This is a genomic window from Pararhodobacter sp. (genome assembly GCF_034676545.1).
Classification (GTDB): Bacteria; Pseudomonadota; Alphaproteobacteria; order Rhodobacterales; family Rhodobacteraceae; genus Pararhodobacter.
This window is the reverse complement of the sequence record NZ_JAUCBZ010000015.1, coordinates 166,373-192,837: the sequence shown is the minus strand read 5'-3', so window position 1 is coordinate 192,837 and position 26,465 is coordinate 166,373. Positions and strand designations below refer to the sequence as shown.

Genomic DNA, 26,465 nt, shown 5'->3' with positions numbered 1-26,465 from the left:
GTATGGAAAGGGCTTGTTTCGGTGGATTGGTTCGATACGACACACTCTGGCTCCGGGCAAGCATCGGTGCCTGAACGGCCGCTGATCTCGATCGTCATCCCCTGTCTCGACGAAATGGACGTTCTGCCCGAAACCCTGACCCGCCTGTCCGACCTGGCCCGGTCGCAAGCCACCTGCGACTTCGAGTTCATCTTTGTTGACGATGGATCCCGCGACGCAACGCTCGCGGTTCTTGCACAAGCCGCGCGCACCGACCCCCGGCTGCGGATCCTCAGCTTTTCGCGCAATTTCGGCCAGCAGATCGCGGTGACCGCGGGGATTGACGTGGCGCGTGGCGACGCGGTTGTGCTGATGGACAGCGATCTGCAAGACCCGCCCGAGGTCGTCGCACAGATGATCGCGCGCTGGCATGAGGGGTTCGACGTGGTCTATGGCCTGCGCGCTTCGCGACCGGGGGACAGCTGGTTCAAGCGGTTCACGGCCAATGGCTTCTACTCGGTGATCAGCCGTCTGTCCCAGGTCGCGATTCCGGCCGATACGGGTGATTTCCGGCTGATGAGCCGCCCCGTCGTCGAGGTTCTCAAACAAATGCCCGAGCGCCACAGGTTCCTGCGCGGCATGGTCGCGTGGACCGGGTTTCGCCAGACATCCATCGCCTATGACCGACCGGAACGGTTTGCCGGTGCGACCAAATATCCACTGACAAAGATGATCCGCTATGCGCTGGATGGGATTCTCTCGTTTTCCATCAAGCCGTTACAGTTGGCGGTCGGGCTGGGGTTGATGACGGTCTGCCTGTCGGTGATCGGCATCATCTACGCGCTGATCCTGCGCATCTTCACCTCGGTCTGGGTCGAGGGTTGGACGGCATTGATGATTGCGGTGCTGTTTCTGGGCGGCGTGCAACTGCTGTCGCTGGGCATCATCGGCGAATATATTGGCCGGATTTACGCCGAGGTGCAGCGCCGCCCGCTCTATGTGGTGCGCAACCGGATCGGGTTTGATCCGCAGCCAGAGGGCGCGGCATCCCAACCCGAAACCGCAACGTCAGAGCACTCATGAGGCGCACCGCAAGCCTGGGGCTGGGCATCGCGCTGGGCGGGCTGTTCTTGTGGCTGACGCTTCGGCAGGTCGATTTTGCGGCGCTGGCCGATGCCATCCGGCGGATGGATCTGGTCGCGCTGCTGCTTGCGCCGCTTTGTCTGGCGGTTGGCTATGCCTGCCGGATTCAGCGCTGGCACTTGATGCTGCGGCCCCACAATGCGGCACTGGGCTATGCGCACTCGTCGGCGGCGTTTCTGGCGTCGATTGCGGTCAACAACCTTGCGCCGTTTCGCATGGGCGATGCGCTGCGCTGTTTTGGTTTCTCGAACTGGCTGGGTGTCGCCCCCGGTGCGGTGCTGGCCACGGTGTTGATCGAGCGGGTGCTGGACATGATCGCCCTGCTTTTGGCACTGGCGCTGGCGCTCTGGCTGTTCTCGACCTCTGGTGACGCCTTGGGGATCGGCGGCACCGGGGCGCTGGTTCTTGCGGGCGGCAGCGTGTTGGCGCTGTTTTTGCTGGTCCAACCCCGTCTGCTTGCCCCGTTGGTCGCGGCTTTGATCCGTGGTCTTGGGCGGCTTGGCCCCAAGGTGCGAAGCCGCGCGGACGGGTTCCTCACGCCGTTGGTTCACGCGTTGGTCACCATGTCGGCGCGCCGGGCGATGACGGCGCTGATCGTCTGGACCGTGCCGGTCTGGCTGTTCGAGGGCGCGACCTATTGGGCCGTTGCCCGCGCCATGCCGTCGCTCACCGCGCCTGAGGCCGCCTGGCTGGCGATGCCCGTGGGCACCCTGTCAACGCTGCTGCCCTCGACCCCCGGTCATGTTGGCACCTTCGACTATTTTGCCCAGACCGCCACGGTGATCGCGGGCAATCCCCTGGCCGAGGCGACGGCGTTTGTGCTGATCGTTCATCTGGTCTTGTGGCTGACCACCACCTTGACTGGCGGAGTCTGTTTGTTGATCTGGGCGCTTGCCCCCTCTGCAAAGGCGCGACCATGACCCATTTTGCCGTTATTGGTGCCGGATTTGCCGGGCTGGCCGCTGCCCGAGACCTTGCACGCGCGGGGCATCGGGTCACCGTGCTCGAAGCTGACGCCCATGTCGGTGGCCTTGCGGGGTCCTTTGATCCGGTCTCGGGCGGCGAGCCTCTGGACCGGTTTTATCACCATTGGTTCACCTCGGATCGCGATGTGATGACGCTTGTTGCAGAGCTTGGCCTGTCGGAGCATGTCACCCTCGAACCCAGCCTGACCGGCGTCTATTTCAACGGCGCGACGCTGCGCCTGTCCTCGCCACTGGACCTGCTGCGCTTTTCGGCCTTGCCGCTGGTGGACCGGTTTCGGCTTGCGCTCCTCAGCCTCAGGGCGCGGCGGGTCAAGGATTGGCAGGCGCTGGAATCACTGACGGCTGCGGAATGGTTGCGGCAGATCGGCGGGGAAACCGTGTATCGCACGCTGTGGCAGCCTCTGTTGCGCGGCAAGTTCGGGCACCACGCCGATCAGATTTCGGCGGTGTGGATATGGAACAAGCTCAAGCTGCGCGGCGGGTCGCGGGGCAAGAGCGGGGCGGAAAATCTGGCTTATGTGCGCGGGTCTTTCGCGCGCATTGCCGAGGCGATGGTCGCCGATATCCACGCGCATGGCGGCGAGGTACGCACCAACTGCCCGGTTGCGCGCCTGACGCAGACGGGGCAGGGCGGCTGGCAGGTTGACGGGCCGACCTGTGATCTGCGGGCCGAGGCCGTCATCGCCACGCAAGCCCCGCAACTGCTGGCCCGATTGATCGACCATTGGGCCACGCCCGAGGCCCTGCAATCGCTGACCCGCATCCCCTATCTGGCGAACCTGTGCCTGGTGCTTGAGCTCGACCGCTCACTGGGCTCGACCTATTGGCTGAACGTGACCGACCCTGAGTTTCCCTTTGTCGGCGTCATCGAACACACCAATTTTCAATCGACCGAGCAGTATGGCGGGCGGCACATCGTCTATCTGTCACGCTACCTGCCGCAGGATGATCCGTTATTGGCGCTGGACGACGCGGCGGTTCTCGACTTTGCCGTGCCGCATCTGCGCCGCATGTTTCCCGCGTTTGATCGGGCTTGGGTGCAGGATCATCACGTCTGGCGCGCCGATTGGGCGCAGCCCCTCATTGCGCGCCACCATTCCGCACTGATCCCGCCCGAGGATGGCCCGGCGCCGGGCCTTTACCTATGCTCCATGGCGCAGATTTATCCGGAGGATCGCGGCACCAACTATGCCGTTCGCGCCGGTCGCCGGTTGGCGGCGCGGTTGATCGTCGAGGCAGATCAAGGGCAGCGCGCCGGGTCCACTTGAAGGATCTGACCGCCCGCATCCGAAAACACGGCGGGCCCCAGAGCGGTCAATCCCGCCTCGTTCAGGGCTTCATAATGACTGCGTTCAATCTGCCCGAGGATCACATAACGCACGCCATAGCGGCGCACGAGGGTGCAGCGCAGGGCTTGATCGTCGGTGGTGTAAAACGTCTCGACCCGTTGCGCGCGGCGGTTGGGGGCGTCGCCGTTGTTGCGCCACAACCATTCATGCGCCGCCCAGCCGATCACCGTGGGCTGCCCGGTCATGGCCGACACCCGCGCGGTGTCGCCAAACGCGTTGCCAGACGCCTCGACAAACGATTGGCCGGGGTCCAGCGGCAAACGCCCAGCGGCCAGCACCAAGGCGCGTTCCTCACCCAGAAAGCCCAGCCCATCGAGGCTGCGAATGGTCGAGGGCCAGACGAAGATATGCGGCATATAGGCCAGGATCGAGACAACAGGCAGTGCGGCCAGCCCGGCGGCAATCATGCCAAGACGCCCGAATCGCACCGCAAGGCCAAGGGTTGCGACGGCGGCGATGATCAGCAGCGGTTGCGCGCGAAAGCTGAGTTTGAACATCGTATTGGCGCGCGCATATTCCAGCCCGTAAATATCGCGCACGATCACCACTTCGGGGATGAAGAACAGCGCCACGGCCCCGGCGAACAGCAAGCCTATGGGCCAGTGGTCGCGCGCGTCGGGCCGCTTCCAGACAACGACACCAAACAGCATCAAGGGCAGCAGCCCGTGACCATAAAGCACCAGCAACTGCCACAGCGGCGTGTGGTTCGGTGCAGCCTCAATGCCATTGGCAAAGGGCTCGAAATGGCCCAGAAACGGCGCGGCGGCCAGGAATCCGGTGGCGGCGACCACCACGCAAGCCACCCCCAGGGCATCGAGCCGAGCGCGGGTTGGTTTGCGGTCGAACAGCGCCGCCGCCAGAATTGCGAACAGCGCAAGCAGCCCCAGGATCGCCACATCCCACGAGTTGATCGCGGCGCACAAACCCAGCACCCAGCCGAACCCCGCGGCCTGCACAAGATCCGGTGACTGGCCCTTCAGCCCGCGCGCGAGGAAGGCCAGCAAGATCATCAGCCCCAGAAAAAACACCGGTGTCGCCGAAACATGCGCGTGCAGATCGCCGACGGAAAAGGCGTAGGCGGGAAACTCGGTAAAGCCCTTGTCCTCGACCAAAGGGTCAAAGCCGACAAAGCGCGTCGAGTCGGGGAAGTAGAACGCGGGGTTGGTGGCGGGAACCAGCCCCCGAAAAAGCGTGTAGAGCGCCGAGTGGAAGTTGCCACCATAGAGCACCAGAAGCGCCGCCAACGCGCCAAGCCCGCGCGCCAGACGGGGGCCGGCGGGCTGGGCGAGCGACACGGTCAGCTTCCAGACCGACACGCCGGTCAGCGCAAAGATCGAGGCCATGGCGATCTGATACGCGCGGTCCGCAGTGGTGCCCAGGATGTTCCCCCAGGCCGCCGCCATCGCCTGTCCGACATAGTAATAGTTGATCGCCTCGCCCGCATACCAGGCGTCCGGCGGCGGCATGTAATCGGTGCGCATCGCGGCGGCCAGAAAGGCCATGTCGGTGAATTTCTCCAACCCTGACAGGTCCGCGTGGCCCATGCGCTGCGCCAGACCCAACCAGAACAACGCGCCGAAACCGACCGCGACGGTCAGGGCGCTGCGGTTGTCCGAAGGTGCGGCACCGAGCCACAGCCGCGCCCCGATCAGCGCCGCCAACCCCGCCAGCGAGGCTATGCCGAACGGCACGATATGCAGCGCGGCCAAGGCCCACGGCACCCAGCCCATGACGATATACGCCAGCACCAGGGCGGCGATCCAACCGCTGCCGCCCGGCACAAGCCGCAGGGCCAAGGGGCGCGCTGCCCAACTCGCCAGCGCCAGCACGGCAAACAGGCGTGCGACGACCAGGGCGTCCTCCATCGGCAGGCTACCGGTCATGGGCCGCGCCTCCAGAGCCGTTGCAGGGTCTGGGGGTCACAAGCCTCGGCATCGCGCGGGGTGCGCAGGCGGGTGTCGAGGTCCTGCGCAGACAGACGGTCGATGTTGCGAAACAGGAATACCTCGGGCCGGTCGAACACGGTGCGGGTTTCCTCGGCAGTCAATCCGGGCGCGAACAGGCGGCCCAAAGGCCCAAGCCGGTCGGCGCGCAGCACCGGCACAAAGCCAAGGCTGCCATCGGCCAGCCCGGCGTAATAGGCGCACAGACCCGGCGCGGCACCGGGTTGACGCGGTAAAACCTCATAATTGCGGCGGCTGGCGATGAGCAGCCAGTCGGCGGTGGCGAGGGGTTCGGCCAGCGACAACGGCGCGTCGTTCAGGGGCAGCACCACCTGCGGCAGGCCCCCGGATTGCGGTAGGTCGCGTGGCTCGATGGCGACGACATCGCCCTCGGATGAAAGGGCCAGAAGCTGTGTTTCAACGGCAATACGCGGATCAGGGCGCAGATAGGCGGCGGCACTGTCCAGCCCGGCCAGCACCATAAGCCCCAGCCCGGCCAGCCCGACGGCAAAGCCTGTGCGCCCAAGGGTCAGCGTGGCCAAGCGCCCAAGGGCGACGCCGCCGAGCACCAACACCACCGGCAACAGCGGCGCAAGGTAGCGGATGAATTTGGCGTGCCAGCCAAAGGTCAGCGCGGCGTAGACCAAGGCAAAGGCCAACCCCGGCGCGACGATCCGCCATTGCGTCCGTGGCAGCAGGATCAGCCCGACCACGGCCAGCAGCACCCCCGCGCCCGAGGTCAGTGACCAGAGTTGCGAAAGTTCATAAAGGATGTCGGTCGTGCCGTGGAATTGCGCTGTCCAGAACACCGGCAGCGATCCGGTGACGACGCTATTCTCGAAATCCATCACATCCAGCCACGCCCGCGTGGCAAAGATCACCGAGGGCGCAAAGGCCACGGCCTGCACAGCCGCGATCGCACCGAAAGCCAAAATCGTCCGCAGCCGTGCGGCATCGGGGCGACCGGCCAGGGCGAAGGCCATCAGCGGGATGATCGACAGCACGACGGCGGTTGTCTTGAAGCCAAAGCCGATGCCCAGAACCATCGCCGACCACACGGCCATGTGGCGGTCCGGCATCTCGCCCGCCTGCCAGCGCGCGGCCAGCCACCACAACAGCAAGACCATCATGGCAATGGCGCTTTCGGTGGTGCCGAAATGCGCCCATTGGATCAATTGACCCGAGGTTGCCAAAGCCAGAGCCGCCGCCAATCCCGCCACCGGCCCGGCCATGCGCATCGCCAGACCAGCCCCCAGCGGCACCATCGCCAGCGAAAGCGCGGCCGACAGGGCGCGGGCGACAAGGGTCAGGCAGGCGGCGTTATCACTGGCGCAGAATGGCACCGACAAAAGCCGGGGCAACCAAAGGGCGAGGTCGTTATACGCGTGGAACTCGGGCAGCATACGGCCGTTGACGCCAAGCGTCAGGGCTGCGCGGATCAGGTTGCCCTCGTCCGGGTGCAGTCCGCGTCCGGCGTCCCAGTTCAGACCCATGATCCGCAGAACCGCGCCCAAAACGACGATCCCGAGCAAGACATGCCGATAACGATCTGCGGCGATGATCAAGGCCGATCTCCGTCATGCGGCGGGATTGCATGAGTGACGGGGTTTGAGGGCACTGGTTTTTCCCTGAAAATCGAGCCCAATCGCCCAGCGCGCAGACTTTAGCCGCAGACCCGGCCACCCGCAATGCACATCAGGCGGGTGCGGCGCGCGCCGCAGCGGCACGGTTCAGCACCAGAATAAAGATGATCATCGCGGTGCCCGTGGCCTCAATCAGCAGGCTGGGCCAGAAGACCGCGATCACCGCGGGCAACAACAGCGCGCGCTGCCACAGGGCAATGCGCCCGAACAAGAAGCCTTCGAGCATCGCCGCAAACCCGACCAGCGCGACAATGGCAATAAAGCCGTTCCAGATCACCAGCGGGATCGGGCCGCCGACGATGATGACGTCGTTATAAACCATGAACAACGGGATCAAATACAGGCCCTTGGCGAATTTCCACGCTTGCAGGCTGGTCTCCAGCGGTTTCGACCCGGCAATCGCTGCCCCCGCGAACCCGGCCAGGGCCACCGGCGGCGTGACGTTTGAATCCTGCGAATACCAGAACACCACCAGATGCGCCACGAGGATCGGCATCCCGAATTCGGTGGTCAACGCTGGGCCGACCAGAATGATCAGAACGATATACGAGGCCGTCACCGGCAACCCCATGCCAAGGATCATGCTGGCAAGTGCCACCAGGAAAAGCGCCGCCACCAGATTGCCGTCCGACAGGGAAATCATCAGCGACGAGAATTTCAGGCCAAGCCCCGTGAGGCCGACAATGCCAACGATGATCCCGGCCACGGCGCAGGCCACCGAGACGGCAACCGCGTTGCGCGCGCCCAGTTCCAGCGCCACCAGAGTTTTCGCAAGCCCGGCCTTGAACAGGGCGACCATGCCCGCCGTTCCCGGGCCGTTTGCGTAAAGATCCCAGACCGCGCGGACAACGGCGGCAACCGCCACCGACAGGACCGCATAGAAACCGACGCGCATCGGCGAATACCCGATCACCAGAAACGCCACCAGCGCGACCAGCGGCAGCAAGAAATGCCAGCCATCGGCCAGCACATCCCTGACGCGGGGCAATTCGCTGGCGGGCATCCCGTGCATACCTTGTTTGACGGCGGCAATATGCACCAGCAGGTATACTGCGCCGAAATACAGGATGGCCGGAAAGATCGAGATCAGCACGATATGCAGGTAGGGGACTTGCGTGAATTCGCTCATCAGAAAGGCACCTGCGCCCATCAGGGGCGGCATGATCTGGCCACCGGTCGAGGCGGCGGCCTCGATCCCGCCGGCCTGCGCGGGGCGGTAGCCCAGTTTTTTCATCAGCGGGATGGTGAAAGCCCCGGTTGTCACCACATTGGCAATCGCCGAGCCGGAAATAGAGCCCATGCCTGCCGAGGCGATGACCGCCGCTTTGGCCGGTCCGCCGCGTTGCTTGCCGGTGGTGGCATAGGCGAGGTCGATAAAGAACTTGCCCGCGCCGGTGACTTCCAGCACCGAGCCGAACAGCACGAACACAAAGATGAACGTCGCGGCGACGCCCAGCGGAATGCCGAAAATCCCCTCGGCCCCCAGGATCATCTGGCTGGCGACGCGGTCAATCGAATAGCCGCGATGGTTCAGGATACCGGGCAGCCAGTCGGCCATCCACGGCAATTCGCCGCGTCGTCCGGCAAAGGCATAGATCAAGAATGCGCCCGCGATCACCGACATCGACAGACCCACAGCGCGCCGGGCGGCTTCGAGCACCAGCAAGGTTGTGATGACGCCAACGATGATGTCGATGCCGCGCGGAAAGATCGCGTTGGCAATGATGTCGATGTTCATCGGCACCCAGAACCCGACCAGGACACTGCCAGCGATGCAGACCCCGTCAATGATCCAGCCCAGAATCCCGCGTGCGCGGTGCGCGCCGAACACCGGGTAGATCAAAAAGCACAGCGTAAGGATGAATCCAAGATGCCGTGGCCGCAGAATAAAAAGCCCCGGAGAAAACAGCTCGACCGAGAAAATCGAGAGCTGAAAGCCACCGGCGACGCCAAGCTGATAAATCGACAGGCAGATCCCGATGATCGCAATGGCGCGCAGGATCAGCCAGTGCTGCGGTGGTCCCAGAGGGGTGTCGGTGATCTGCGGATCAGCGGTCATGGCGTGCGCTCCGGTTCAAGGGCGATTCTGACGCGGGCATGTTCGGCCAGCGCGGTCAGCGAAATTTCATCGGCGTCGGTGCGGATACGGTGGTTCACGGCCGGGCGTCCGGGGCGCAGGATATAGGCATTGCCGGGGACGGGCTCGTTGATGTCCTCGATCCAGTAGCCGCCCATCCCGTCCGAGATCTGACGTCCGCGACCGGGGATGTGATCCAGCCCGGCAGCGAAATCGGGCAGGTGCGACCGCACCAGAACCATGCGCCCGCCGCGGTTTTCATAGCAGTCTTCGACCTCGAAGCCTTGCACGGAATGGTTCCACAAGACGCACCAGCCCGCCCCTTGGGCAAGGGACAGGCTGGCCAGAACATCGCCGGTTTCTGCAAGGCTCATCACCAGTTGGTCAGCCGAAGCCGAACCAACCGATGCGCAAAGCAAGAGGGCAGCAAGCCGCCCGCCGCGGTTTTTCATCACGGACGCAGATGATCCGGAATCTCGGCGCCGATTTCTTCGTAATACCGGATCGCACCGGGGTGCAGCGGGATCGGCGTTGCGGACAACGTGAACTCGACCGTGGTCTGGTTTGCGGCCGGGTGAACCGCTTGCAGCTCGGCGATATTGGTGAACAGCGCGCTGATGATCGCATAAGCCAGATCATCCGACATCTCGGACGAGGCAACCAGCACGTTCGGAACCCCCAGAACCGCGATCGGCTCATCGACACCGGTATAGACGCCACCGGGCAACGTGGTCGCGGCAAAGATCGGGTCTTGCGCGCGGGCGGCGGCGATTTCCTCGGCGCTCAACGGAATGATGCGGATCGATTGCGTTGTGGCCAGGTTCAGGATCGACGAGGTCGGCGCGCCAACGCTCCAGAACCCGGCGTCGATATCGCCGTTCGACAACGCATCTGCGGTTTCGTTGAAGTTCAGGCGCTGCTCGTCGATGTCGTCATAGCTGATGCCGTTGGCTTCCAGAATTGCCGAGGCGTTGACCTCGGTGCCCGAACCCGGCGCGCCAATCGAGACGCGATGACCGCGGAGATCTGCAAGCGAGGTGATGCCGCTGTCGGCCAGCGTCACGATCTGCACCATGTTCGCATAAAGCGACGCCACGCCGCGCACCATCTCCAGCTGCTGGCCTTCGAAACGCCCGGTGCCGGAATGGGCCTGCTGCACCGTATCGGCCAGCGCAATCGCGAGGTCTGCGTCGCCGGTGGCGATCAGGCCCATGTTTTCAACCGACGCTCCGGTGACTTCGGCGGTCGCGGAATAGCCCTCGATGTGGTTGTTGATGATCTCGGCAAGTCCGCCGCCCATCGGATAATACACGCCACCCGTGCCGCCCGTCGCGATCGACAGTTGGGTCTGCGCGAAGGCCGGCGCGGCGCTCAACGCGAATGCGGCTGCGATAAGGCTCGTATGTTTCATGATGTGATCCTCCCTTTTCTTGATTGAGCACAGTTAGACCATCTCGACACGCGTCCGGCAAGAGGGGAGTCGGCGCGCATCCATCGCGTCCGTCGCGGTCTGCGGGAGTCAGGCGCTGGGGGCGTATCAGCCAAGTCGCTTGAACGCCGCTGAAACGCGCGGCCAGTCCGCGCCATCCGGCAGGCCCAATCTGAGCCAGGTCTTGCTGTAGGGGAATTGTCGGCTCCAGATGTGCCGGGTGGCAAGGTGGTGTTGCGCCTTTTTTGCATCGGGGGTTGCATAGGTGCGAAACAGTGCCGTGCCACCCACGAGCGACCAACCAAACCCCAGCGCCATGGCATCAAGACGCGCGCAATCCTCGGCCAGTCGTGCGGTGGTGGCCTGTGCCCAATCGGCATCGCGCAACGCGGTTGCGCCAATGCTCAGTGCCGGGCCGCAAACCGACCACGGCCCGGCCATCTCGCGCAGCGTTGCCAGCGTATCGACCCCGGCCAGCGCAAAGCCCAGCCGCACCCCGGCGAGGCCATAAAACTTGCCGAATGAGCGCAGCACCAGCATCTGATCGCTGGCAAAGGCCGCACAGGACAGCTCTGGGTGCGGGTCGGCAAAGCTTTCGTCGATTACCAGCAGACCCACGGATCTGGAAATCTCGCGCAATTCTTGCGGTGAATACTGGCGCCCATCGGGGTTGTTGGGATTGACCACGACGGCGATCTTGGCCCCGGCAAGGTCGGCCAGATCCGGGACACCCTGGACCGTCCAGCCATGCGACTTCAGCGCGGCGGCGTGTTCGTTATAGGTCGGCGTCAGAACCCGCGCCAAGCCGGGGGTGCGCAGCAACGGGTAGAGCTGAATGGCCGCCTGTGCCCCGGCCAAGGGCAGGATAGCGCCGGGCCTTGTGCCGTAAGCCGTCGCGGCCGCGTGGATTACTGCCGAATACGCGTCGGACGTGGGCAGGGCGGTCCATGCCTGCGGCTCGATGGACGGAACGGGATAGGGGCGGCGGTTGATGCCGGTGGACAGATCAATCCAGTCACCCTCGCCATAGGCGGCACGGGCCTGCGACAGATTGCCGCCGTGATCGCGTGTGTTTACCATCCGAATGCCACTCCAATCAGCGCCAGTACCGCCGCCAGTCCAAGCATGGCGCGGCGGTACAGCGCAAGGGCGCGTCGCAAATCCTGCGCCGTCGGGTCCGGGGCGCTGGCGTTCACCCAAGGTTCTTGCGCAACGCGGTCGCCGTATTGGCGCGGGCCCGAAAGACGAACGCCCAGCGCCCCTGCCATCGCCGCCTCGGGCCAGCCTGCGTTGGGCGAGCGGTGATGGTGCGCGTCTTGCGCCATGCAGCGCATCGCGGCCAAGGGGCGCGTCGAGGCCAGCGCAAAGATCAGCCCCGTCAGGCGCGCGGGCACCCAATTCGCGACGTCGTCGATCTTGGCCGAGGCCCAGCCAAACGCCTCATGGCGTGGCGTGCGGTGGCCGATCATCGAATCCAGCGTGTTGATGGCCTTGTAGGCGGCGATCCCCGGCAATCCCGCGATCAACCCCCAGAACAACGGCGCCACAATGCCGTCGCCGGTATTCTCGGCCAGGCTCTCGGTTGCGGCGCGGGCCACGCCAGCCTCGTCCAGCTGCGCCGGGTCGCGCCCGACGATCATCGACACGGCCAATCTGGCGGCGGCCAGGTCCCGGCGGGCAAGCGGAGAGGCCACGGCGACGACGTGTTGATACATGGAACGCACCGCCACCAATGGCCAAGCCAGGATTCCGATGACGATCGTCGCAGCCCAGCCCTGAGGCAAGGATGCCTGAAGCGCCCAGGCTGGCAACGCCGCGAGGCCGATGGTGATCAGCGCCGCGACGACGCCCATAGTCTTGCGGTGCGCGGTGGTTGCGTTCGGGTGGTTGAGGCGTGCCTCAAGCCCGCTGATGACCCATCCCAACCATGTGACCGGATGCCCGATGCGCAAAAACAAGGCCTTGGGCCAGCCGATCAGGGTGTCGATCAGCATGGCGCTCAACATCGCGACGGCAAAGCTCATACCGTGCCCCCCGCGGAAAAGGTGAGAACCCCGTCAAACCCTGCATCGCGCAAGCGGTCTTTGGTCGCCCCCGGCACGGCTCCCGGTCGGAAAATCAAGCCGCGCGCATTTCCGGTATGGGCGATCATCCACCCCAGAGCGCCCAGATCAAGCGCGAGCCTTTCGGTTGGATCGCCGCGCGGGCCGCGAAGCGCCAAAGTCCGTTGTGCCGAGGTGCTGGCCAAGGCGGCCATTGTCGGCAAATCCATGATGTTGCGCCATGTGGTCAACAGATCCGCGATATCAGGAAAAGCCAGATCAACGGGATCGGTGCGTTGAACAGGCCCGAAAAAGCCGCCCACGACGTCGAAACGGGGCAGGGCCGGCAGTGTTTCCAGCACGCGGCCCTCGCGCGGGGCAAACAGCAGTCGTTCGGCGTTGGCAAACATCAACGGGTCGCTGGCCCCTTCGATCTGCGCGCAAATCCGGGCGAGTTCGCGTGGCGTGCCCGAGAAACCCATGCTGCGCGCCAAGGCCACAAGCCCCGCCGTTGAACTGCCCGCGCCGCCGCCGGGTGGCATTGTGGCGGTCAATGTCGGGCGCTTGCCGGGGATCGGCACATTCAGCGCCCGGCACAGGGCCGCAAAACGGTTGGGTCCAATGAGGGTCTCGTGCTCGGGGCCATCAGCACTGCACTCGACCCACAAAGCGGGGCACGGCAGTGAAATCAGCGCCAAAGGGCCATGTGGCCCGATGCGGCCTTGCACCAACTCGCCAAAATGCCCAGCAACCCGCAGGCGGGGTGCACAAGGGGTTTGCGGGATTGGGGTTTGCGACATCTGCTCCACCGTCAACGGGGCGTTTTTGCGGCGCATCCGCGCAAGGGGCAAGCGAAACCCTCTGATTGTCGCAAAGAATTAGCGCCGGTTCGCGGGTCGTGGCTCTGGCGGGAATGACCCATGCCCGCCGCATAGGCGACGGGCATGAAAAGGTATCACCGGATCTGCGACCTTAGTTGGTCGCCGAGCGCACACCGCGGAAGATGTTGACAACTTGAGTAAGCAGCGGCGCCGACGACTCGGTGGCCAGGACCACGTCACCGGGCTGAATGGTAAAGCGTTGCGCGGCAAACAGACCATCCGCAGACGTCAGATCAAAGGTAAAGATCACCTGCTGTTTCCGGGGCGCATTGCCGGTTTGGCTGACCATCCGTTCCGGGTATTCGCGCATCACCATCACGCCGCGCAAGTCGGCGCGCGTATCCGACAACCCGCCAATGGTCGAGAGCGCGTCAAGGGCCGTGATTTCCTCGCGTTCGAAATAGACCACCTGTTCGCTGCCCGCTGCGCCCAGAGCAATGAAGGTGCGGTTGTCTTCTTCGACCAGAACACGATCACCACCACGCAGCTGGATATCGTTGGCAGGGTTTTCGAAAAGCTCGCTGGCGGGAATCGCATACGCCTCACCCGCGCGATTCAGGCGGACCAGCGGATTGCGCAGCGAACTGGAGATGCCGCCGGTTTCGGCCAGGATGCTCAGGATCGTGGGGCTGACCTCGGGCAACTCAACGCGCCCCGGACGTGCGACGCCTGTCACGACGTCAATGGTATTGCGCGAGCCGGGAGCAACGCTGAGTTGCACTTGCCCGTCAGGCACAATGCTTGACATCCGCTGCTGAACCTCGCGTCGCGCTTGCTCGGCCGTCATGCCTGCGATGCGCAATTCGCCAACATAGGGAATGAACACCTGCCCGGACGCCGATACCGGGATGTTCTGCATGTTGACGTTGCGCTGCTCGCCTGTCGTCAGCAGCGAATCCGGCTGGCTGTCCCATACCGAGAGGCTGACCAGATCGCCCGCGCGAATGATCCGCGCGGTTGCGCTTGCGCCTGTTGTCATCCAGCGGTGCCGCAATTCGGGATGCGCGATTGGCCATTCCTGGATATCGGGCAAGGTTTCGCGTGTGATGGCGATGACCTGAACATGCGATGTCTCGTCATCGGTCCCGCGCAGCACTTCACTTTGCAAAGCCGCACCGCGGGGCAACGAGCAACCGGCAACGAGTGCTGGAATCATCAACGACATCAAGGCGATACGAAGTATGCGCGCGTTGCCGTGAGGGATGCTGACGCGGTTTCGGCCAAGGGTTTGCAAGTCCAGAGACATCGTGCGCGTCGTGTTTTTCATGCTGTCGTTGCCTGCTCGTTCATTGTCTCGGTCACCGAAGTCGGAGAGTCCCCGTTTGCGAGGCAGCGCCAAGCGTTGGTCGAATGGTTGACGCATACTATCGTGGTTCGTTTGGCGCGACAAGCGCTTAGGCCGCAGTTTGAAACAATCCATGACAGTGTTGGTTCTACGGCAACACCCCGGTCAAGTGTCTATGCAGATTGGTTTTTGCGGATTAGCGTGTCGGACAGGCAAACAACGGAGGTGAGATGAGCCGCTCTGATACCATCGAGGCGGATGCAATCGTCGTGGGTGCCGGATTGGCCGGACTGGTCGCGGCCTGCGAAATGTGCGCGCGTGGTGTCAAGGTTCTGGTGCTGGACCAAGAGGGTGAACAGAACCTTGGCGGGCAAGCCTTCTGGTCTTTGGGCGGCTTGTTCATGGTCGATACGCCCGAGCAACGCCGCATGAAGATCCGCGACTCTGCCGAGTTGGCCCATGCAGACTGGATGGGATCCGCTCAGTTCGACGGTCTGCAAGACATGTGGCCACGCCGCGTTGCCGAGGCCTATCTGGGTTTTGCCGCCGGGGAAATGCGGTCTTGGCTGGCGCAAATCGGGATGCGTTGGTTTCCGGTGGTCGGCTGGGCCGAGCGCGGCGGCGGTCTGGCGCATCAGCATGGCAATTCGGTGCCACGGTTTCACATCACCTGGGGGACCGGGCCGGGGGTTCTGGCGCCCTTCCTTCGCATTGCGCAAGACCACGGCGCCGCAGGGCGGATGCGCTTTGCGTTCCGGCATCGCGTGACCGAGATCTCCGTGGAAAACGGGCGCGTTGCCGGTGTGAAAGGCGAGATACTGGAACCGACTGCCGTTCAGCGGGGCCAACAATCCAGTCGTGCGGTAACCGGCGATTTCACGGCCCGCGCGGGCGTTGTCATCGTCACCTCTGGCGGGATCGGCGGCGATCTGGAGCGCGTGAAACAGGCGTGGCCCGTCGAGCGTTTGGGGCCCGCGCCCGGCCGGATGATCTCTGGAGTTCCGGCGCATGTCGATGGTGCGATGATTGACATCGCCCGCAGCGCCGGGGCCGCGACGATCAACACGGACCGGATGTGGCATTATACCGAAGGGCTGCGCAATTGGGCGCCCATCTGGCCCGCGCATGGCATCCGGATTTTGCCCGGCCCGTCCTCGATGTGGTTCGATGCGCTGGGCAACCGGCTGGAGGCCCCGTATCTGCCGGGTTTCGATACGCTGGGCACGTTGAAGCGGATCTTGTCCACGGGGCACGATTATTCGTGGTTCATCCTGACGCAGTCGATCATCAAAAAAGAATTCGCGCTGTCGGGCAGCGAGCAGAACCCTGACCTGACCTCGGGCCTTTGGCGCGAGGTTCTGAAGGCGCGGCTGGGGTCGGGCGGCAAGGCCCCGGCACCGGTCGAGGCGTTCAAATCTCAGGGCGCGGATTTCGTCGTGGCGGATACTCTGGATGATCTGATCGCGGGCATGAACCAGATGGGTGAGGTGCCTTTGGACGCCCATCAAATCCATCGGCAAATCGCGGCGCGCGATGCGCAGATCGACAACCCCTTTGCCAAGGATGCGCAGGTCACGGCCATTCGCGGCGCGCGTAAATACCTTGGCGACCGGCTGATCCGTACGGCCAAACCGCACCGGATCCTGGACCCGAAGCACGGCCCCTTGATCGCGGTTCGGCTTTCGATCTTGACGCGGAAAACCCTGGGCGGGCTGCACACCAATCTGGACGGCGCCGTTCTGGATGCCGAGGGCTACCCGATCGACGGCCTGTTTGCGGCAGGAGAATGCGCGGGCTTTGGCGGCGGCGGGTATCATGGATACAACGCGTTGGAAGGCACCTTCCTGGGCGGTTGTATCTTTTCAGGCCGCAGTGCTGGACGCGCGGCAGCAGGATAACAAAGGATCACACCATGACCATCAAAGTCTGTGTCTTTGACGCGTACGGCACTTTGTTCGATGTGGGCGCGGCCGGCCCGTATCGCCGCCTCGGAGCCGGGATCAGAAAACTGGTCGGCCAAATGGCCGCAACTGGCCGCAGATTGGCGCAAGAAGCAGTTGGAATACACATGGCTGCGCGCCGTCGCCGGGGCGTATGTCGATTTCTGGCAAGTCACGCAGGACGGGCTGGATTGGGCGCTGGAGGCCGCAAACCTGACCGATCCGACCCTGCGCGAACGGCTCTTGGCGCTGTATTGGGAACTCGCCGCCTTTCCAGAAGTGCCGCAGGTTCTGGCCGATCTGGCAGCGCAGGGGCAGCGATTGGCGATCTTGTCGAATGGCTCGATGGGGATGCTCGAGGGCGCGGTGACATCCTCGGGCCTTCAGGGTCAATTCGAGGCGCTGCTGTCAGTTGACGACGTCGGCGTGTTCAAGCCGCACCGCTCGGTTTACGATCTGGTCGGCGGTACGCTGGAAGTGAACCCCTCCGAGGTGCTGTTTGTGTCGTCCAATGGCTGGGATGCGTGTTCCGGCGCGGCCTATGGCTTCGTCTCGGTTTGGGTCAACCGAGAGGGCGCACCGCTGGATCGCCTGCACGGTCGCCCGGCGCATATCGTGTCGGATTTATCCGCATTGCCGGGCTTGCTGAAAACCCTTTAACCTGTGCAATTCCCGCTGGCGTCATGCCCGAGGCTGCCCTAGGGTAACGCCATGAGCGACATACTCGATAGCCGATATTCCTGGACTCGCCTGGCTTTGTCGCTGGGCATGGCGACCGTTGGCAACGTCGGCATGTGGTCGATCATTGTCGTGATGCCAGCCGTTCAGGCCGAATTCGGCGGCGGTCGTGGTGACGTCTCCTTGCCCTACACGCTGACGATGGTTGGCTTTGCGCTGGGCAATCTGTTGATCGGTCGCGCGGTGGATCGGTTCGGCATTGCCAAGGCGCTGACGGGCGCTGCCGTCATGTCGGCGGCGGGGTTCTTGCTGGCGGCGATCAGCCCGACCATGCTGGGCCTGTCGCTGGCGCAATTCGTGATCGGGTTGGGCACGGCCTCGTTCTTTGGCCCGCTGATTGCCGACGTCTCGCTGTGGTTTCGGCGGCGGCGCGGGATCGCGGTGGCGATTGCCGCCAGCGGAAATTATCTGGCCGGCGCGATCTGGCCGGTGGCCCTGTCCGGTGTTCTGACGGATCAGGGATGGCGCACGCTTTATGTCGTGCTGGCGCTGCTGGTCGCGGGCGTGGTGATCCCCGGCAGCCTGTTGCTCCGGCAACGTCTGCCCGACGCCAGCCTGTCGGTCGAGGCGCAATCAACCTTCCGCGCGCCCCGGCAAGTGCCATTTCCGCCCGCCGTGCTGATGTGGATGTTGGCGGCGGCGGGGGTTGCCTGTTGTGTGGCGATGTCGATGCCGCAGGTCCATATCGTCGCGTTCTGCGTTGACCTCGGCTATGGCCCGGCAGTCGGCGCGAACATGCTGTCGGTGATGCTGCTGGGGGGCGTTGCCTCGCGGCTGGTCTCGGGGCTTATCGCTGACAGGCTGGGCGGCGTGCCGACCTTGTTGATCGGCTCGGTCGGGCAGATGATCGCGCTGGCGCTGTATCTGCCCTTCGACAGCATGGGCGCGCTCTATGTCGTCAGTCTTGTTTTCGGCCTCAGCCAAGGCGGCATCGTGCCCGCCTATGCGATCATCGTACGCGAATACATGCCCGCGCGCGAAGCCGGGGCGCGGGTCGGGTTTGTGATCATGGCGACGATCCTTGGCATGGCGCTGGGCGGTTGGATGTCCGGCTGGATCTATGACGTGACGGGGTCGTACGAACTGGCGTTCCTCAATGGGATTGTCTGGAATGCGGCGAATATCGCGATCTTGCTGGTGATCCTGCTCAGCGGCCGCCCAAAGCGCAAATCGCGGGGTGCGGCGGGACTTGCCTGAGCGCACGCCGATGGCCTACCATCGCCGAGACCCAAAGGATGCGCCCATGCCACATGATCACGCGGACCACGATCACGACAATCACCTGGAGCCGATGGACGCCCGGGTGCGGGCGCTGGAGACGATTTTGACCACCAAGGGCCTGATTGACCCGGCGGCGGTGGATGAGATCATCGACACCTATGCGCACAAGGTCGGGCCGCAGAACGGGGCGCAGGTGGTGGCGCGTGCCTGGACTGATCCGGATTTCGCCGATTGGCTGCGCCGTGATGCGACGGCGGCGATTGCCTCGATGGGCTTCACCGGGCGGCAGGGCGAGCATATGCACGCCGTGTTCAACACCCCCGGGCAGCACAATGTCGTCGTTTGCACCCTGTGTTCGTGCTATCCGTGGACGGTGCTGGGCCTGCCGCCGGTGTGGTACAAATCGCCCGCCTATCGTTCGCGCGTGGTGCTGGAGCCGCGCGCGGTGCTGGCTGAATTTGGCCTGAGCCTGCCTGTCGAAACCAAGGTGCGGGTGTGGGATTCCACGGCGGAACTGCGCTATCTGGTCGTGCCGATGCGCCCTGTCGGAACCGAGGGGTTCAGCGCCAAAGACCTTGCCGCACTTGTCACGCGTGAGAGCATGATCGGCACCGGTCAACCCAGGGTGCCCGCATGAACGGCCCGCAGGATCTGGGCGGCGAAATGGGGTTTGGCCCGGTGCTGCCCGAGCCTGACGAGCCGTGGTTTCATGCCGCGTGGGAGGGGCGGGCGCTGGGCATCGTTCTGGCCTGCGGGGCCTTGGGTCGCTGGACGCTGGACGAAAGCCGCCATGCCCGCGAAACCTTGCCGCCCGCGATCTACTATAGCGTCACTTACTATGAGATCTGGTTCCGCGCGCTGGTGGTGTTGCTGCAACGTCATGGGCTGGTGACGGCGGACGAACTGGCCGGCGCTCCTGTCACCCCGTCCGACCCGCATCCACGCCAACTCAAAGCCGCCAATGTCGCGGCGGCATTGGCGCGCGGCGGCCCGACTGACCGCCCTGTTGACACCCCCGCGCGGTTTGTCCCCGGGGACCGCGTCCGCGCCAAGAACCGGCACCCACAAACCCACACCCGTTTGCCGCGGTATCTGACCGGGCATGAGGGTGTGATCGAGGCGGATCGCGGCGGCTATGTCTTGCCGGATACCAACGCGCACGGGTTGGGCGAGCAACCGCAGCGGGTTTATACCGTGGTGTTTGACGGGGCCGAGATCTGGGGCGAAAGTGCTGAGCCCGGCGTGACCATCAGCGCCGATCTGTGGGAGGGATATCTTGAACACGTCTGATTTCGCGCAGGACGCGCCGTTTCTGGCCCCGTGGCACGCACAGGTGTTCGGCCTGACCGTGGCCTTGCACGAACGGGGCATGTTCGACTGGCCGACATGGGCGCAGGCGCTGGGCGCGCAGTTGAAAGCCGAGGGTGAGTATTGGGAGGCGTGGCTCGCGGCACTGGAGGGGCTTTTGGCCGCGCGCGGTGTCGCGGTGCCCGCCGATATCAATGCCTTGGCCGAGCAGTGGCAGGATGCCGCCCACGCCACCCCGCACGGTCAACCCATACTGCTGGAGAACGCGACCAAGCCCGCAAGTTGACTGGCGCTCGGTCACCGTTCAATGACGTCCAGCCAGGTGCCTTGACCTGTGTTTCCCCGCCATCTTGCGGCGACGGTGCGCGGTTGAAATCAGGCGCGGTGCAGCACCTCGACGCTCAGAACCATCGGCAGATGCCGGGCGATCTCGACCCAGGTGTCGCCCTCGTCAGTCGAAGCAAAGATCGACCCCGTGTTGGTGCCGAAATAGACACCCGCCTGTTTCGCCTTGTCGGTGGCCATCGCTTGCCGCAACACGGTGAAAAAGCAGTTCTTGGCCGGTAGCCCCGCGCGCAGGTCGTGCCAGGTCTTCCCGCCATCACGAGACCGCCAGACCGCCGCGCTGGCATCGGGCGGATAGCGCCCCTGACTGTCGCCGTTCAGCGGCAACACCCACAGCGTCGAGGGGTCATGCGGATGCACCGCAATCGGGAAGCCGAAGGTCGAGGGCAGGCCCGTCGCGATATCTTCCCAACTGCGCCCGCCGTCCGACGATCGGAACACGCCATGGTGGTTTTGTTGATACAATGTATCGCCCGGCCCTTGCGCGGCCCGCACCATGTTGTGCACACAATGGCCGACCTCGTGACCGCAGGCACCCAGTGCCGGATCGCCGTGGCCCTGCGCCTCGCCGGGTTCGGCGTTGGACAGACGATTGCGCCGCTCCCAGGTCTTGCCACCGTCCTCGGTGGCGAAGACCCCAGCCGCCGAGATGCCGACCCACAGCTTGTCCGGGGTTTGCGGCGCGCCGACAATGGTGTGCAGAACCAGCCCCGCCGCGCCCGGTTCCCAGCCATCCGCCGAGGGGTGATCGCTCAGGCCCTGCACCTTTTGCCACGTCTCACCGCGATCCGTGCTGGCGAACAAGGCGGCAGGTTTCGCCCCGGCATAGAGCGTGCCGTGGTTCAACCCCAGCGACCACAGCGCGTTCACGTGTCCCTTGAAGGGCGCATCCGGGGCCGGGTCGCGCCCGAACATCTTGCGCATGGCCTCATCATTGGCCAGCCATTCATCCATTTGCCCGTTCGCCAGCAACGACAGGCTCCATGTCGCGCCGCCGTCATCAGAGCGCCACACGCCCGCGCCATGCCACTCGCCGCCCGAGGCCGCCCAGAGCGTGCCCGTATCGGGGTCGCCCACCACATGATTGGTCGGCCAGCCATCGCACATCGGGCCGCGCAGCGACCAATCGGTTCGCGCCGCATCAGAAGACAGCAAAAAGACCCCTTTGGAAGTTCCAATGAGGAGGGTGAGGGATTCGGTCATGGCGGTTCTCCCGGTTCGCGTGGTCAGAATAGCATAATTTGATGCAATCCAAGTGTGACTTTGTGCGTGTCCAGCCGCTTTTCATACCCAGGGCACGGGTCTATAGGAAACCAGACGCGGCGTCGGTTATGGACCGCAGAGAACGGAGAACCACTTTGCCAAACCTCTGGGGACTGGATGCGCCGCGTCTGACGGCTATCGCGGCGGCTTCGGTCGGGGTCGGCGTGTTCCTGCTGTTCGGCTGGCCGCTGCCGTTCCTGTTTGGTCCGATGGCGGGTTGTTTGCTGGCCAGCCTCGCGGGGGCAAAGCTGCGCGGTATGGGGTCGGTCGGCGACGGAATGCGCACCATTCTGGGCGTGGCGGTCGGCGCGGCAATCACGCCGGCCTTGATCCAGGATCTGCCGCGCATGGCGGTGACCCTGTCCCTGATTCCGGTCTATCTGATTGTCGTCGGGGCGTTGGGGTATCCGTTGTTGCGGCGCGGGTTCGGGCTGGATCACGCGACCGCATGGTATGGCGCAATGCCCGGCGGCTTGCAGGACATGATGATCTTTGGCGAAGAGGCGGGCGGCGATCCACGCGCCCTGTCGCTGCTGCATGCGACGCGGGTGATGATGGTGGTGATGCTGGCACCGCCCCTGCTCTGGGCGTTCTGGGGCGTTGATCTGCATTCCGCACCCGGCCAGCCGGCGAGCAGTACACCCGTTGGCCAATTGGCGTTGATGCTGGTGGCGGCGCTGGGGGGCTGGCGGTTGGCCAAGGCGGTGGGTCTGTTCGGCGCGTCCATCCTGGGGCCGATGATCGCGACGGCGGTGCTCAGCCTGTCGGGCTTCATCACCATGCGCCCCCCGGCCGAGGCAATCTGGGCGGCGCAGGTGTTCATCGGGCTGGCCGTCGGCGTGCGCTATTCGGGTGTCAGCTTTTATGAACTCCGCCGGTTCGTGCTGGCCGGGGCGCTGCTGTCCATGCTGCTGGCGCTGCTGACCGTCGCCTTTGCCGAAGGGATCTATCTGGCCAATCTCGCGCCGCAGCTTGAAGCCTTCATGGCCTTCGCCCCTGGCGGTCAGGCCGAAATGACGGTTCTCGCCTTGCTGGCCGGTGCGGATCTGGCGTTTATCGTCGCACATCATGTTTTGCGCATCGTCTTGGTGATCACCCTGTCGCCGGTTATTGATCGGCTTTGGCTGCGCAAGCGATAGCGAAAGCGACATTGCCGCAAGCAATCCGGATCGGGGCATTGACACGCATACGGATTGAAAACAGGCTGCCACGACCGCAGAACGGCAAGGGGATTCGCATGACGCAACTGGGGACACTGGAAGACCTGCCGCAGGACTACCGCGAGGCGATGACGGCCGCGGGCGTCGCGCCGCTCTGGCCGATGATGCGCAACGTACTGCCGCACGGCAAGCCGAATCCGGTCACCAAGCCGGGGTTCTGGTCTTATGATGCGCTGCGTCCGTTGCTGCTGCGCGCGGGGGATCTGACGCCGGTGGAAAAGGCCGAGCGCCGGGTTTTGGTGCTAAGTGATCCCGGGCGCGGCGCTGGCGCGATGCAGGCCACCGCCAGCCTGTATCTGGGTATGCAATTGCTGCTGCCGGGGGAGACCGCACCCGCCCATGTGCATACACCCTCCGCCGTGCGCATCATTGTCGAAGGGCAGGGTGGCTTTACGGTGGTCGACGGGGAAAAACTGCCGATGCTCGAAGGCGATCTGGTGATGACCCCCGGCGGAGATTGGCATGATCACGGTCACGAAGGCCGCGAGCCGGTGATCTGGCTGGATGTGCTGGACCTGCCGGTGTTTTATTATCTCGAAGGCTCCTATGCCACCGAAGGACCGCTGCAAGCGCAGCGCAACCGCCCCGACGCGGCACTGGTCGAGTATAAATCCGCAGGGCTTGTGCCCAGCCGCAGCCGCCATCAGGCGCGGCGCTATCCCTTGGCGCGGTTTCCCTGGGCGCGCACCGAAGAGGCCCTGCGCGCCATGAAAGCCTATGCCAGCACCGGTATCGCCGAGGTGGATTACGTCAACCCCGAGACCGGTCAGGACGTGCTGCCGACGATGGGCTTCACCGCCATGATGCTGGGCCAAGGCGAGGCGGATCAGCCGCCGCTGCGGTCGTGCTCGTCGGCGTTTCACGTCGTCAAGGGCCGGGGCCGCACCACCATTGACGGCACGGTTTTCGAGTGGGGGCCAAAAGACACCTTTACCGCCGCACCATTTGCCGAAATCAACCACCACGCGGACGAGGAAAGCTTCCTGATCCGCGCCCATGATCGCCCGCTTCAAGACAAGCTGGGCTACTACGAGGAACGCGCCCGATGACCGACTACCTGTTCGACACCCCAGACTTCCCGACCATTCCGGTGCAGGGCGAGGCGGCGGGTTATCCCGTGGTGCGCATCTTTTGCGTGGGGCGCAACTATGCCGCCCATGCCGCCGAGATGGGCGTTGATGTGGATCGAGAGGCGCCGTTCTACTTCAGCAAGAACCCGATGCACACGCTGGCCTCTGGATCGACGGTGAAATACCCGCCGCAAACCGAGAATTATCACTATGAAATGGAATTGGCGCTGGTGATCGGAAAACCGGTGTTCCGCGCCACTGCCGCCGAGGCCGAAGCGGCGATTTATGCCTATGGTTGCGCCCTTGATATGACGCGCCGCGATCTGCAACTGGTGGCGAGGGCCAAGCAGCGGCCTTGGGATCTGGGCAAGGATTTCGAGGACTCGGCGGTGTTCGCAGAGCTGACCAAAGCCGCAGATTTCGCTCCAATTGGCCCGCAGCGCATCCATCTCGAGGTGAATGGCGAAACCAAGCAGGACGCGCATTTGTCCGACCTGATCCACAGTTGCATTGATGTCGTCGTGGACCTGTCCAAATTCTACCACCTTGCACCCGGCGATGTCATCATGACCGGGACCCCGGCCGGCGTCGGTCCGGTTGTGGCGGGTGACAAGATCACCGGTGGCATCGACGGTCTGGCACCGATCAGCCTGACGATTGGCGCGGCCGAATAATTCCCCAAGCAAGGACCACAGATGATCCGCTTTCATGGCTATTTTCGCAGCTCGTCCAGCTACCGTTGCCGTATCGCCTTTAACCTGAAAGGGTTGACCTATGAGTTCGTGCCCGTCCATCTGACCAAGGATGGCGGGCAGCAAAAATCAGACAGTTACCGCGCGCTGAACCCGCAGGGCTTGGTGCCGACGCTGGAGGTGGATGGCCTGATCCTGACGCAATCGCCCGCCATTCTGGAATGGCTGGACGAGACCCACCCAGAGCCTGGATTGCTGCCCGATGATCCCGCCGAACGGGCCGCCGTGCGTGCATTCTGTGCGGTGATCGCCTGCGAGATTCACCCGCTGCAAAATCTGCGGGTGCTGCAATATCTGGGCGCTGAGTTCGATCAGGATCAGTCTGGCAAAGACGCCTGGTGCCAGCGCTGGATTGGCGACGGTCTGGCAGCCTGCGAGGCGTTGCTGGCCAAGCGCCCGGCGACCCGGTTTGCCTTTGGCGATCAGCCCGGCATGGCCGAGGTCTATCTGGTCCCGCAGATCTTCTCGGCCAAACGTTTCCATGTGGATATGTCGGCCATGCCGCGATTGACGGCGATCTTTGCCGCGTGCGAAGTCTTGCCAGCGTTCGCGGCGGCGCACCCGTCGCAACAACCAGACGCTGAGTGAGGGAAAAAGGCGTTTGCAGAACAGTCGCGCGGGGCGGCAAAACCTGAATAACTGACCGAACGGTCACAAAATAAGTCTTGGCAATATAGTGCGGCCTATGCCAGACTTTGCAACATAATGCCTGATGTGGAACTCTTGGGAGGAGAAAACATGACGAATCGTAGAACAGTTTTGGGATTGATGGGCGCCGCGGCGTCGCTGGCTTTGACCGCTGGCGCTGCCAATGCACAGGAATTCACGTTGCGTATGCACCAATTCCTGCCCGCGCAAGCCAACGTGCCCGTGCAAGTGCTGGATGTTTGGGCCGACGCGGTGGAACGTGATTCGGGTGGTCGCATCGAGATCGAACGCTATGCGTCGATGGCGCTGGGCGGCACGCCGCCCGAGCTGATGGATCAGGTGCTGGATGGCATCGCGGATATCATCTGGACGGTGAACGGCTATACGCCGGGCCGTTTCCCACGCACCGAAGTGTTCGAACTGCCGTTCTTCGTTGAAGACGCGCGCGCCGCGTCCGCTGCTCTGTGGCAGATGTACGAAGAGCATATGCAGGACGATTTCGCGGGCGTTCACATGCTGGCGATGTGGGTCCACGGTCCTGGCATGTTCCACACCAGCTCCCCGGTCATGCACCCGTCTGACCTGCAAGGCATGAAGATTCGCGGCGGCTCGCGCACCGTCAACGACCTGCTGACTCTCGTTGGCGCAGAGCCTGTCGGTCTGCCGGTTTCCGGCATCCCCGAGGCACTGTCGCGCGGCGTCATTGACGGGACGACGATTCCTTGGGAAGTCACCGGCGCGTTGCGCGTGCAGGAGCTTGTAAGCAACCACACCGAATTCGAGGGCCCGGGCCTCTATACCCTGACCTTCTCGTTCGCGATGAACCAGGATGTCTATGACAGCCTGCCGGCTGATTTGCAGGAAGTGATCGACAACAATTCCGGTCTGAATTTCTCGATCTTCGCCGGCGGTACGCAAGCGGATGCAGACGGTCCGGCCCGTGCCGCTGCCGTTGAGCGTGGCAACAATATCGTTACGGTCTCGGAAGCCGATGCTGCCGAATGGGCAGAGGTTGTTCAGCCGCTTTACGCCGCTTGGGTTGCTGACATGGACTCGCGGGGCATCGACGGACAGGCGCTCATTGACGAGGCGCGCGCGTTGATGGCCGAATACGAGGCTGCGCACTGAGTGTCTCGCGACTGAAATGACAGGTTGTTGGGGTGCAGTCTGTGATTGCGCCCCATTCTGTGCTTATTTGCCTGA

At 64.0% G+C, this 26,465-nt stretch carries 23 protein-coding genes and 1 pseudogene; 14 read left to right on the top strand and 10 right to left on the bottom strand.

Features of this window, described 5'->3' with window-relative positions:
- The first annotated feature begins 66 nt into the window (after positions 1-66).
- Genes VDQ28_RS04265 through VDQ28_RS04255 form a run of 3 tightly spaced genes read left to right on the top strand, consistent with a single transcriptional unit; the run spans position 67 to position 3,376 of the window.
- Positions 67-1,062: a glycosyltransferase family 2 protein gene (locus VDQ28_RS04265; RefSeq protein ID WP_323034757.1), complete on the top strand. Its 996-nt coding sequence runs from the start codon at positions 67-69 to the stop codon at positions 1,060-1,062.
- Positions 1,059-2,042 carry a lysylphosphatidylglycerol synthase transmembrane domain-containing protein gene (locus VDQ28_RS04260; RefSeq protein ID WP_323034756.1) on the top strand — a complete coding sequence of 328 codons (984 nt, stop codon included), beginning with the start codon at positions 1,059-1,061 and terminating at the stop codon, positions 2,040-2,042. Before VDQ28_RS04265 ends, VDQ28_RS04260 begins: the two co-directional genes overlap by 4 nt.
- Positions 2,039-3,376, top strand: a complete 1,338-nt coding sequence (locus VDQ28_RS04255) for an NAD(P)/FAD-dependent oxidoreductase (protein WP_323034755.1) — start codon at positions 2,039-2,041, stop codon at positions 3,374-3,376. Before VDQ28_RS04260 ends, VDQ28_RS04255 begins: the two co-directional genes overlap by 4 nt.
- On the opposite strand, the gene VDQ28_RS04250 is transcribed toward VDQ28_RS04255, so the two are convergent.
- The 9 genes from VDQ28_RS04250 to VDQ28_RS04210 all read right to left on the bottom strand — a co-directional run bounded on the left by VDQ28_RS04250 (position 3,349) and on the right by VDQ28_RS04210 (position 14,739).
- Positions 3,349-5,340 carry a DUF2298 domain-containing protein gene (locus tag VDQ28_RS04250; protein WP_323034754.1) on the bottom strand — a complete coding sequence of 664 codons (1,992 nt, stop codon included), beginning with the start codon at positions 5,338-5,340 and terminating at the stop codon, positions 3,349-3,351. The genes VDQ28_RS04255 and VDQ28_RS04250 overlap by 28 nt on opposite strands.
- Complete coding sequence (locus VDQ28_RS04245; RefSeq protein ID WP_323034753.1) at positions 5,337-6,965, bottom strand: hypothetical protein; 1,629 nt, start codon at positions 6,963-6,965, stop codon at positions 5,337-5,339. The genes VDQ28_RS04250 and VDQ28_RS04245 overlap by 4 nt, the downstream gene beginning before the upstream one ends.
- Positions 6,966-7,095: 130 nt before the next feature.
- On the bottom strand, positions 7,096-9,102 hold the full coding sequence (locus VDQ28_RS04240) for a TRAP transporter fused permease subunit (RefSeq protein WP_323034752.1): 2,007 nt from the start codon (positions 9,100-9,102) through the stop codon (positions 7,096-7,098).
- Positions 9,099-9,572, bottom strand: a complete 474-nt coding sequence (locus VDQ28_RS04235) for a DUF1850 domain-containing protein (protein ID WP_323034751.1) — start codon at positions 9,570-9,572, stop codon at positions 9,099-9,101. Before VDQ28_RS04235 ends, VDQ28_RS04240 begins: the two co-directional genes overlap by 4 nt.
- Positions 9,572-10,531, bottom strand: a complete 960-nt coding sequence (locus VDQ28_RS04230; RefSeq protein WP_323034750.1) for a TAXI family TRAP transporter solute-binding subunit — start codon at positions 10,529-10,531, stop codon at positions 9,572-9,574. Before VDQ28_RS04230 ends, VDQ28_RS04235 begins: the two co-directional genes overlap by 1 nt.
- A 126-nt stretch (positions 10,532-10,657) precedes the next feature.
- Positions 10,658-11,629, bottom strand: coding sequence for a threonine-phosphate decarboxylase CobD (cobD, locus tag VDQ28_RS04225; RefSeq protein ID WP_323034749.1), 972 nt, complete (start codon positions 11,627-11,629; stop codon positions 10,658-10,660).
- Complete coding sequence (gene cbiB / locus VDQ28_RS04220; protein WP_323034748.1) at positions 11,623-12,573, bottom strand: adenosylcobinamide-phosphate synthase CbiB; 951 nt, start codon at positions 12,571-12,573, stop codon at positions 11,623-11,625. The genes cobD and cbiB overlap by 7 nt, the downstream gene beginning before the upstream one ends.
- Complete coding sequence (locus tag VDQ28_RS04215; RefSeq protein ID WP_323034747.1) at positions 12,570-13,391, bottom strand: propanediol utilization protein; 822 nt, start codon at positions 13,389-13,391, stop codon at positions 12,570-12,572. The genes cbiB and VDQ28_RS04215 overlap by 4 nt, the downstream gene beginning before the upstream one ends.
- A 172-nt stretch (positions 13,392-13,563) precedes the next feature.
- The gene (locus VDQ28_RS04210; RefSeq protein ID WP_323034746.1) at positions 13,564-14,739 is read right to left on the bottom strand and encodes a polysaccharide biosynthesis/export family protein; all 1,176 of its coding nucleotides are present in this window, start codon (positions 14,737-14,739) and stop codon (positions 13,564-13,566) included.
- A 248-nt stretch (positions 14,740-14,987) separates the two neighbouring features.
- Between VDQ28_RS04210 and VDQ28_RS04205 the strand changes: the two genes are divergently transcribed.
- The 6 genes and pseudogenes from VDQ28_RS04205 (at position 14,988) to VDQ28_RS04180 (ending at position 20,250) form a co-directional block, all read left to right on the top strand.
- Positions 14,988-16,655: an FAD-binding dehydrogenase gene (locus VDQ28_RS04205; RefSeq protein WP_323034745.1), complete on the top strand. Its 1,668-nt coding sequence runs from the start codon at positions 14,988-14,990 to the stop codon at positions 16,653-16,655.
- A 14-nt stretch (positions 16,656-16,669) separates the two neighbouring features.
- A pseudogene (locus VDQ28_RS04200) lies at positions 16,670-17,357 on the top strand (haloacid dehalogenase type II).
- A 51-nt stretch (positions 17,358-17,408) separates the two neighbouring features.
- Entirely contained in the window at positions 17,409-18,632 is a 1,224-nt protein-coding gene (locus VDQ28_RS04195) for an MFS transporter (protein WP_323034744.1), read from the top strand.
- Between the two features lie 46 nt (positions 18,633-18,678).
- On the top strand, positions 18,679-19,293 hold the full coding sequence (gene nthA / locus VDQ28_RS04190) for a nitrile hydratase subunit alpha (protein WP_323034743.1): 615 nt from the start codon (positions 18,679-18,681) through the stop codon (positions 19,291-19,293).
- The gene (nthB, locus tag VDQ28_RS04185) at positions 19,290-19,946 is read left to right on the top strand and encodes a nitrile hydratase subunit beta (protein ID WP_323034742.1); all 657 of its coding nucleotides are present in this window, start codon (positions 19,290-19,292) and stop codon (positions 19,944-19,946) included. Before nthA ends, nthB begins: the two co-directional genes overlap by 4 nt.
- On the top strand, positions 19,933-20,250 hold the full coding sequence (locus VDQ28_RS04180; protein WP_323034741.1) for a nitrile hydratase accessory protein: 318 nt from the start codon (positions 19,933-19,935) through the stop codon (positions 20,248-20,250). Before nthB ends, VDQ28_RS04180 begins: the two co-directional genes overlap by 14 nt.
- Positions 20,251-20,339: 89 nt before the next feature.
- Here the strand turns inward: VDQ28_RS04180 and VDQ28_RS04175 are convergent, their stop codons facing one another.
- On the bottom strand, positions 20,340-21,512 hold the full coding sequence (locus VDQ28_RS04175) for an exo-alpha-sialidase (RefSeq protein ID WP_323034740.1): 1,173 nt from the start codon (positions 21,510-21,512) through the stop codon (positions 20,340-20,342).
- A 155-nt stretch (positions 21,513-21,667) separates the two neighbouring features.
- Here VDQ28_RS04175 and VDQ28_RS04170 point away from each other — a divergent pair, with 155 nt between their 5' ends.
- From VDQ28_RS04170 to VDQ28_RS04150, 5 genes are all read left to right on the top strand, one after another.
- Entirely contained in the window at positions 21,668-22,711 is a 1,044-nt protein-coding gene (locus tag VDQ28_RS04170; RefSeq protein WP_323034739.1) for an AbrB family transcriptional regulator, read from the top strand.
- A gap of 98 nt (positions 22,712-22,809) precedes the next feature.
- On the top strand, positions 22,810-23,841 hold the full coding sequence (locus VDQ28_RS04165; protein ID WP_323034738.1) for a cupin domain-containing protein: 1,032 nt from the start codon (positions 22,810-22,812) through the stop codon (positions 23,839-23,841).
- Positions 23,838-24,536 (top strand): fumarylacetoacetate hydrolase family protein, encoded by a 699-nt coding sequence (locus VDQ28_RS04160; protein ID WP_323034737.1) that lies wholly within the window; start codon positions 23,838-23,840, stop codon positions 24,534-24,536. The genes VDQ28_RS04165 and VDQ28_RS04160 overlap by 4 nt, the downstream gene beginning before the upstream one ends.
- Positions 24,537-24,557: 21 nt before the next feature.
- A complete protein-coding gene (gene maiA, locus VDQ28_RS04155; RefSeq protein ID WP_323034736.1) occupies positions 24,558-25,202 on the top strand; it encodes a maleylacetoacetate isomerase in 645 nt (214 codons plus the stop codon).
- 150 nt (positions 25,203-25,352) lie between these two features.
- Entirely contained in the window at positions 25,353-26,390 is a 1,038-nt protein-coding gene (locus VDQ28_RS04150) for a TRAP transporter substrate-binding protein (RefSeq protein WP_323034735.1), read from the top strand.
- Positions 26,391-26,465: the final 75 nt, after the last annotated feature.

Coding starts and splice junctions, on each gene's coding strand:
- VDQ28_RS04260 (WP_323034756.1), top strand. CDS start 1,059: ATGAGGCGCACCGCAAGCCTGGGGCTGGGCATCGCGCTGGGCGGGCTG.
- VDQ28_RS04255 (WP_323034755.1), top strand. CDS start 2,039: ATGACCCATTTTGCCGTTATTGGTGCCGGATTTGCCGGGCTGGCCGCT.
- VDQ28_RS04250 (WP_323034754.1), bottom strand. CDS start 5,340: ATGACCGGTAGCCTGCCGATGGAGGACGCCCTGGTCGTCGCACGCCTG.
- VDQ28_RS04240 (WP_323034752.1), bottom strand. CDS start 9,102: ATGACCGCTGATCCGCAGATCACCGACACCCCTCTGGGACCACCGCAG.
- VDQ28_RS04235 (WP_323034751.1), bottom strand. CDS start 9,572: ATGAAAAACCGCGGCGGGCGGCTTGCTGCCCTCTTGCTTTGCGCATCG.
- VDQ28_RS04230 (WP_323034750.1), bottom strand. CDS start 10,531: ATGAAACATACGAGCCTTATCGCAGCCGCATTCGCGTTGAGCGCCGCG.
- cobD (WP_323034749.1), bottom strand. CDS start 11,629: ATGGTAAACACACGCGATCACGGCGGCAATCTGTCGCAGGCCCGTGCC.
- cbiB (WP_323034748.1), bottom strand. CDS start 12,573: ATGAGCTTTGCCGTCGCGATGTTGAGCGCCATGCTGATCGACACCCTG.
- VDQ28_RS04215 (WP_323034747.1), bottom strand. CDS start 13,391: ATGTCGCAAACCCCAATCCCGCAAACCCCTTGTGCACCCCGCCTGCGG.
- VDQ28_RS04210 (WP_323034746.1), bottom strand. CDS start 14,739: ATGAAAAACACGACGCGCACGATGTCTCTGGACTTGCAAACCCTTGGC.
- VDQ28_RS04205 (WP_323034745.1), top strand. CDS start 14,988: ATGAGCCGCTCTGATACCATCGAGGCGGATGCAATCGTCGTGGGTGCC.
- VDQ28_RS04195 (WP_323034744.1), top strand. CDS start 17,409: ATGAGCGACATACTCGATAGCCGATATTCCTGGACTCGCCTGGCTTTG.
- nthA (WP_323034743.1), top strand. CDS start 18,679: ATGCCACATGATCACGCGGACCACGATCACGACAATCACCTGGAGCCG.
- nthB (WP_323034742.1), top strand. CDS start 19,290: ATGAACGGCCCGCAGGATCTGGGCGGCGAAATGGGGTTTGGCCCGGTG.
- VDQ28_RS04175 (WP_323034740.1), bottom strand. CDS start 21,512: ATGACCGAATCCCTCACCCTCCTCATTGGAACTTCCAAAGGGGTCTTT.
- VDQ28_RS04165 (WP_323034738.1), top strand. CDS start 22,810: ATGACGCAACTGGGGACACTGGAAGACCTGCCGCAGGACTACCGCGAG.
- VDQ28_RS04160 (WP_323034737.1), top strand. CDS start 23,838: ATGACCGACTACCTGTTCGACACCCCAGACTTCCCGACCATTCCGGTG.
- maiA (WP_323034736.1), top strand. CDS start 24,558: ATGATCCGCTTTCATGGCTATTTTCGCAGCTCGTCCAGCTACCGTTGC.
- VDQ28_RS04150 (WP_323034735.1), top strand. CDS start 25,353: ATGACGAATCGTAGAACAGTTTTGGGATTGATGGGCGCCGCGGCGTCG.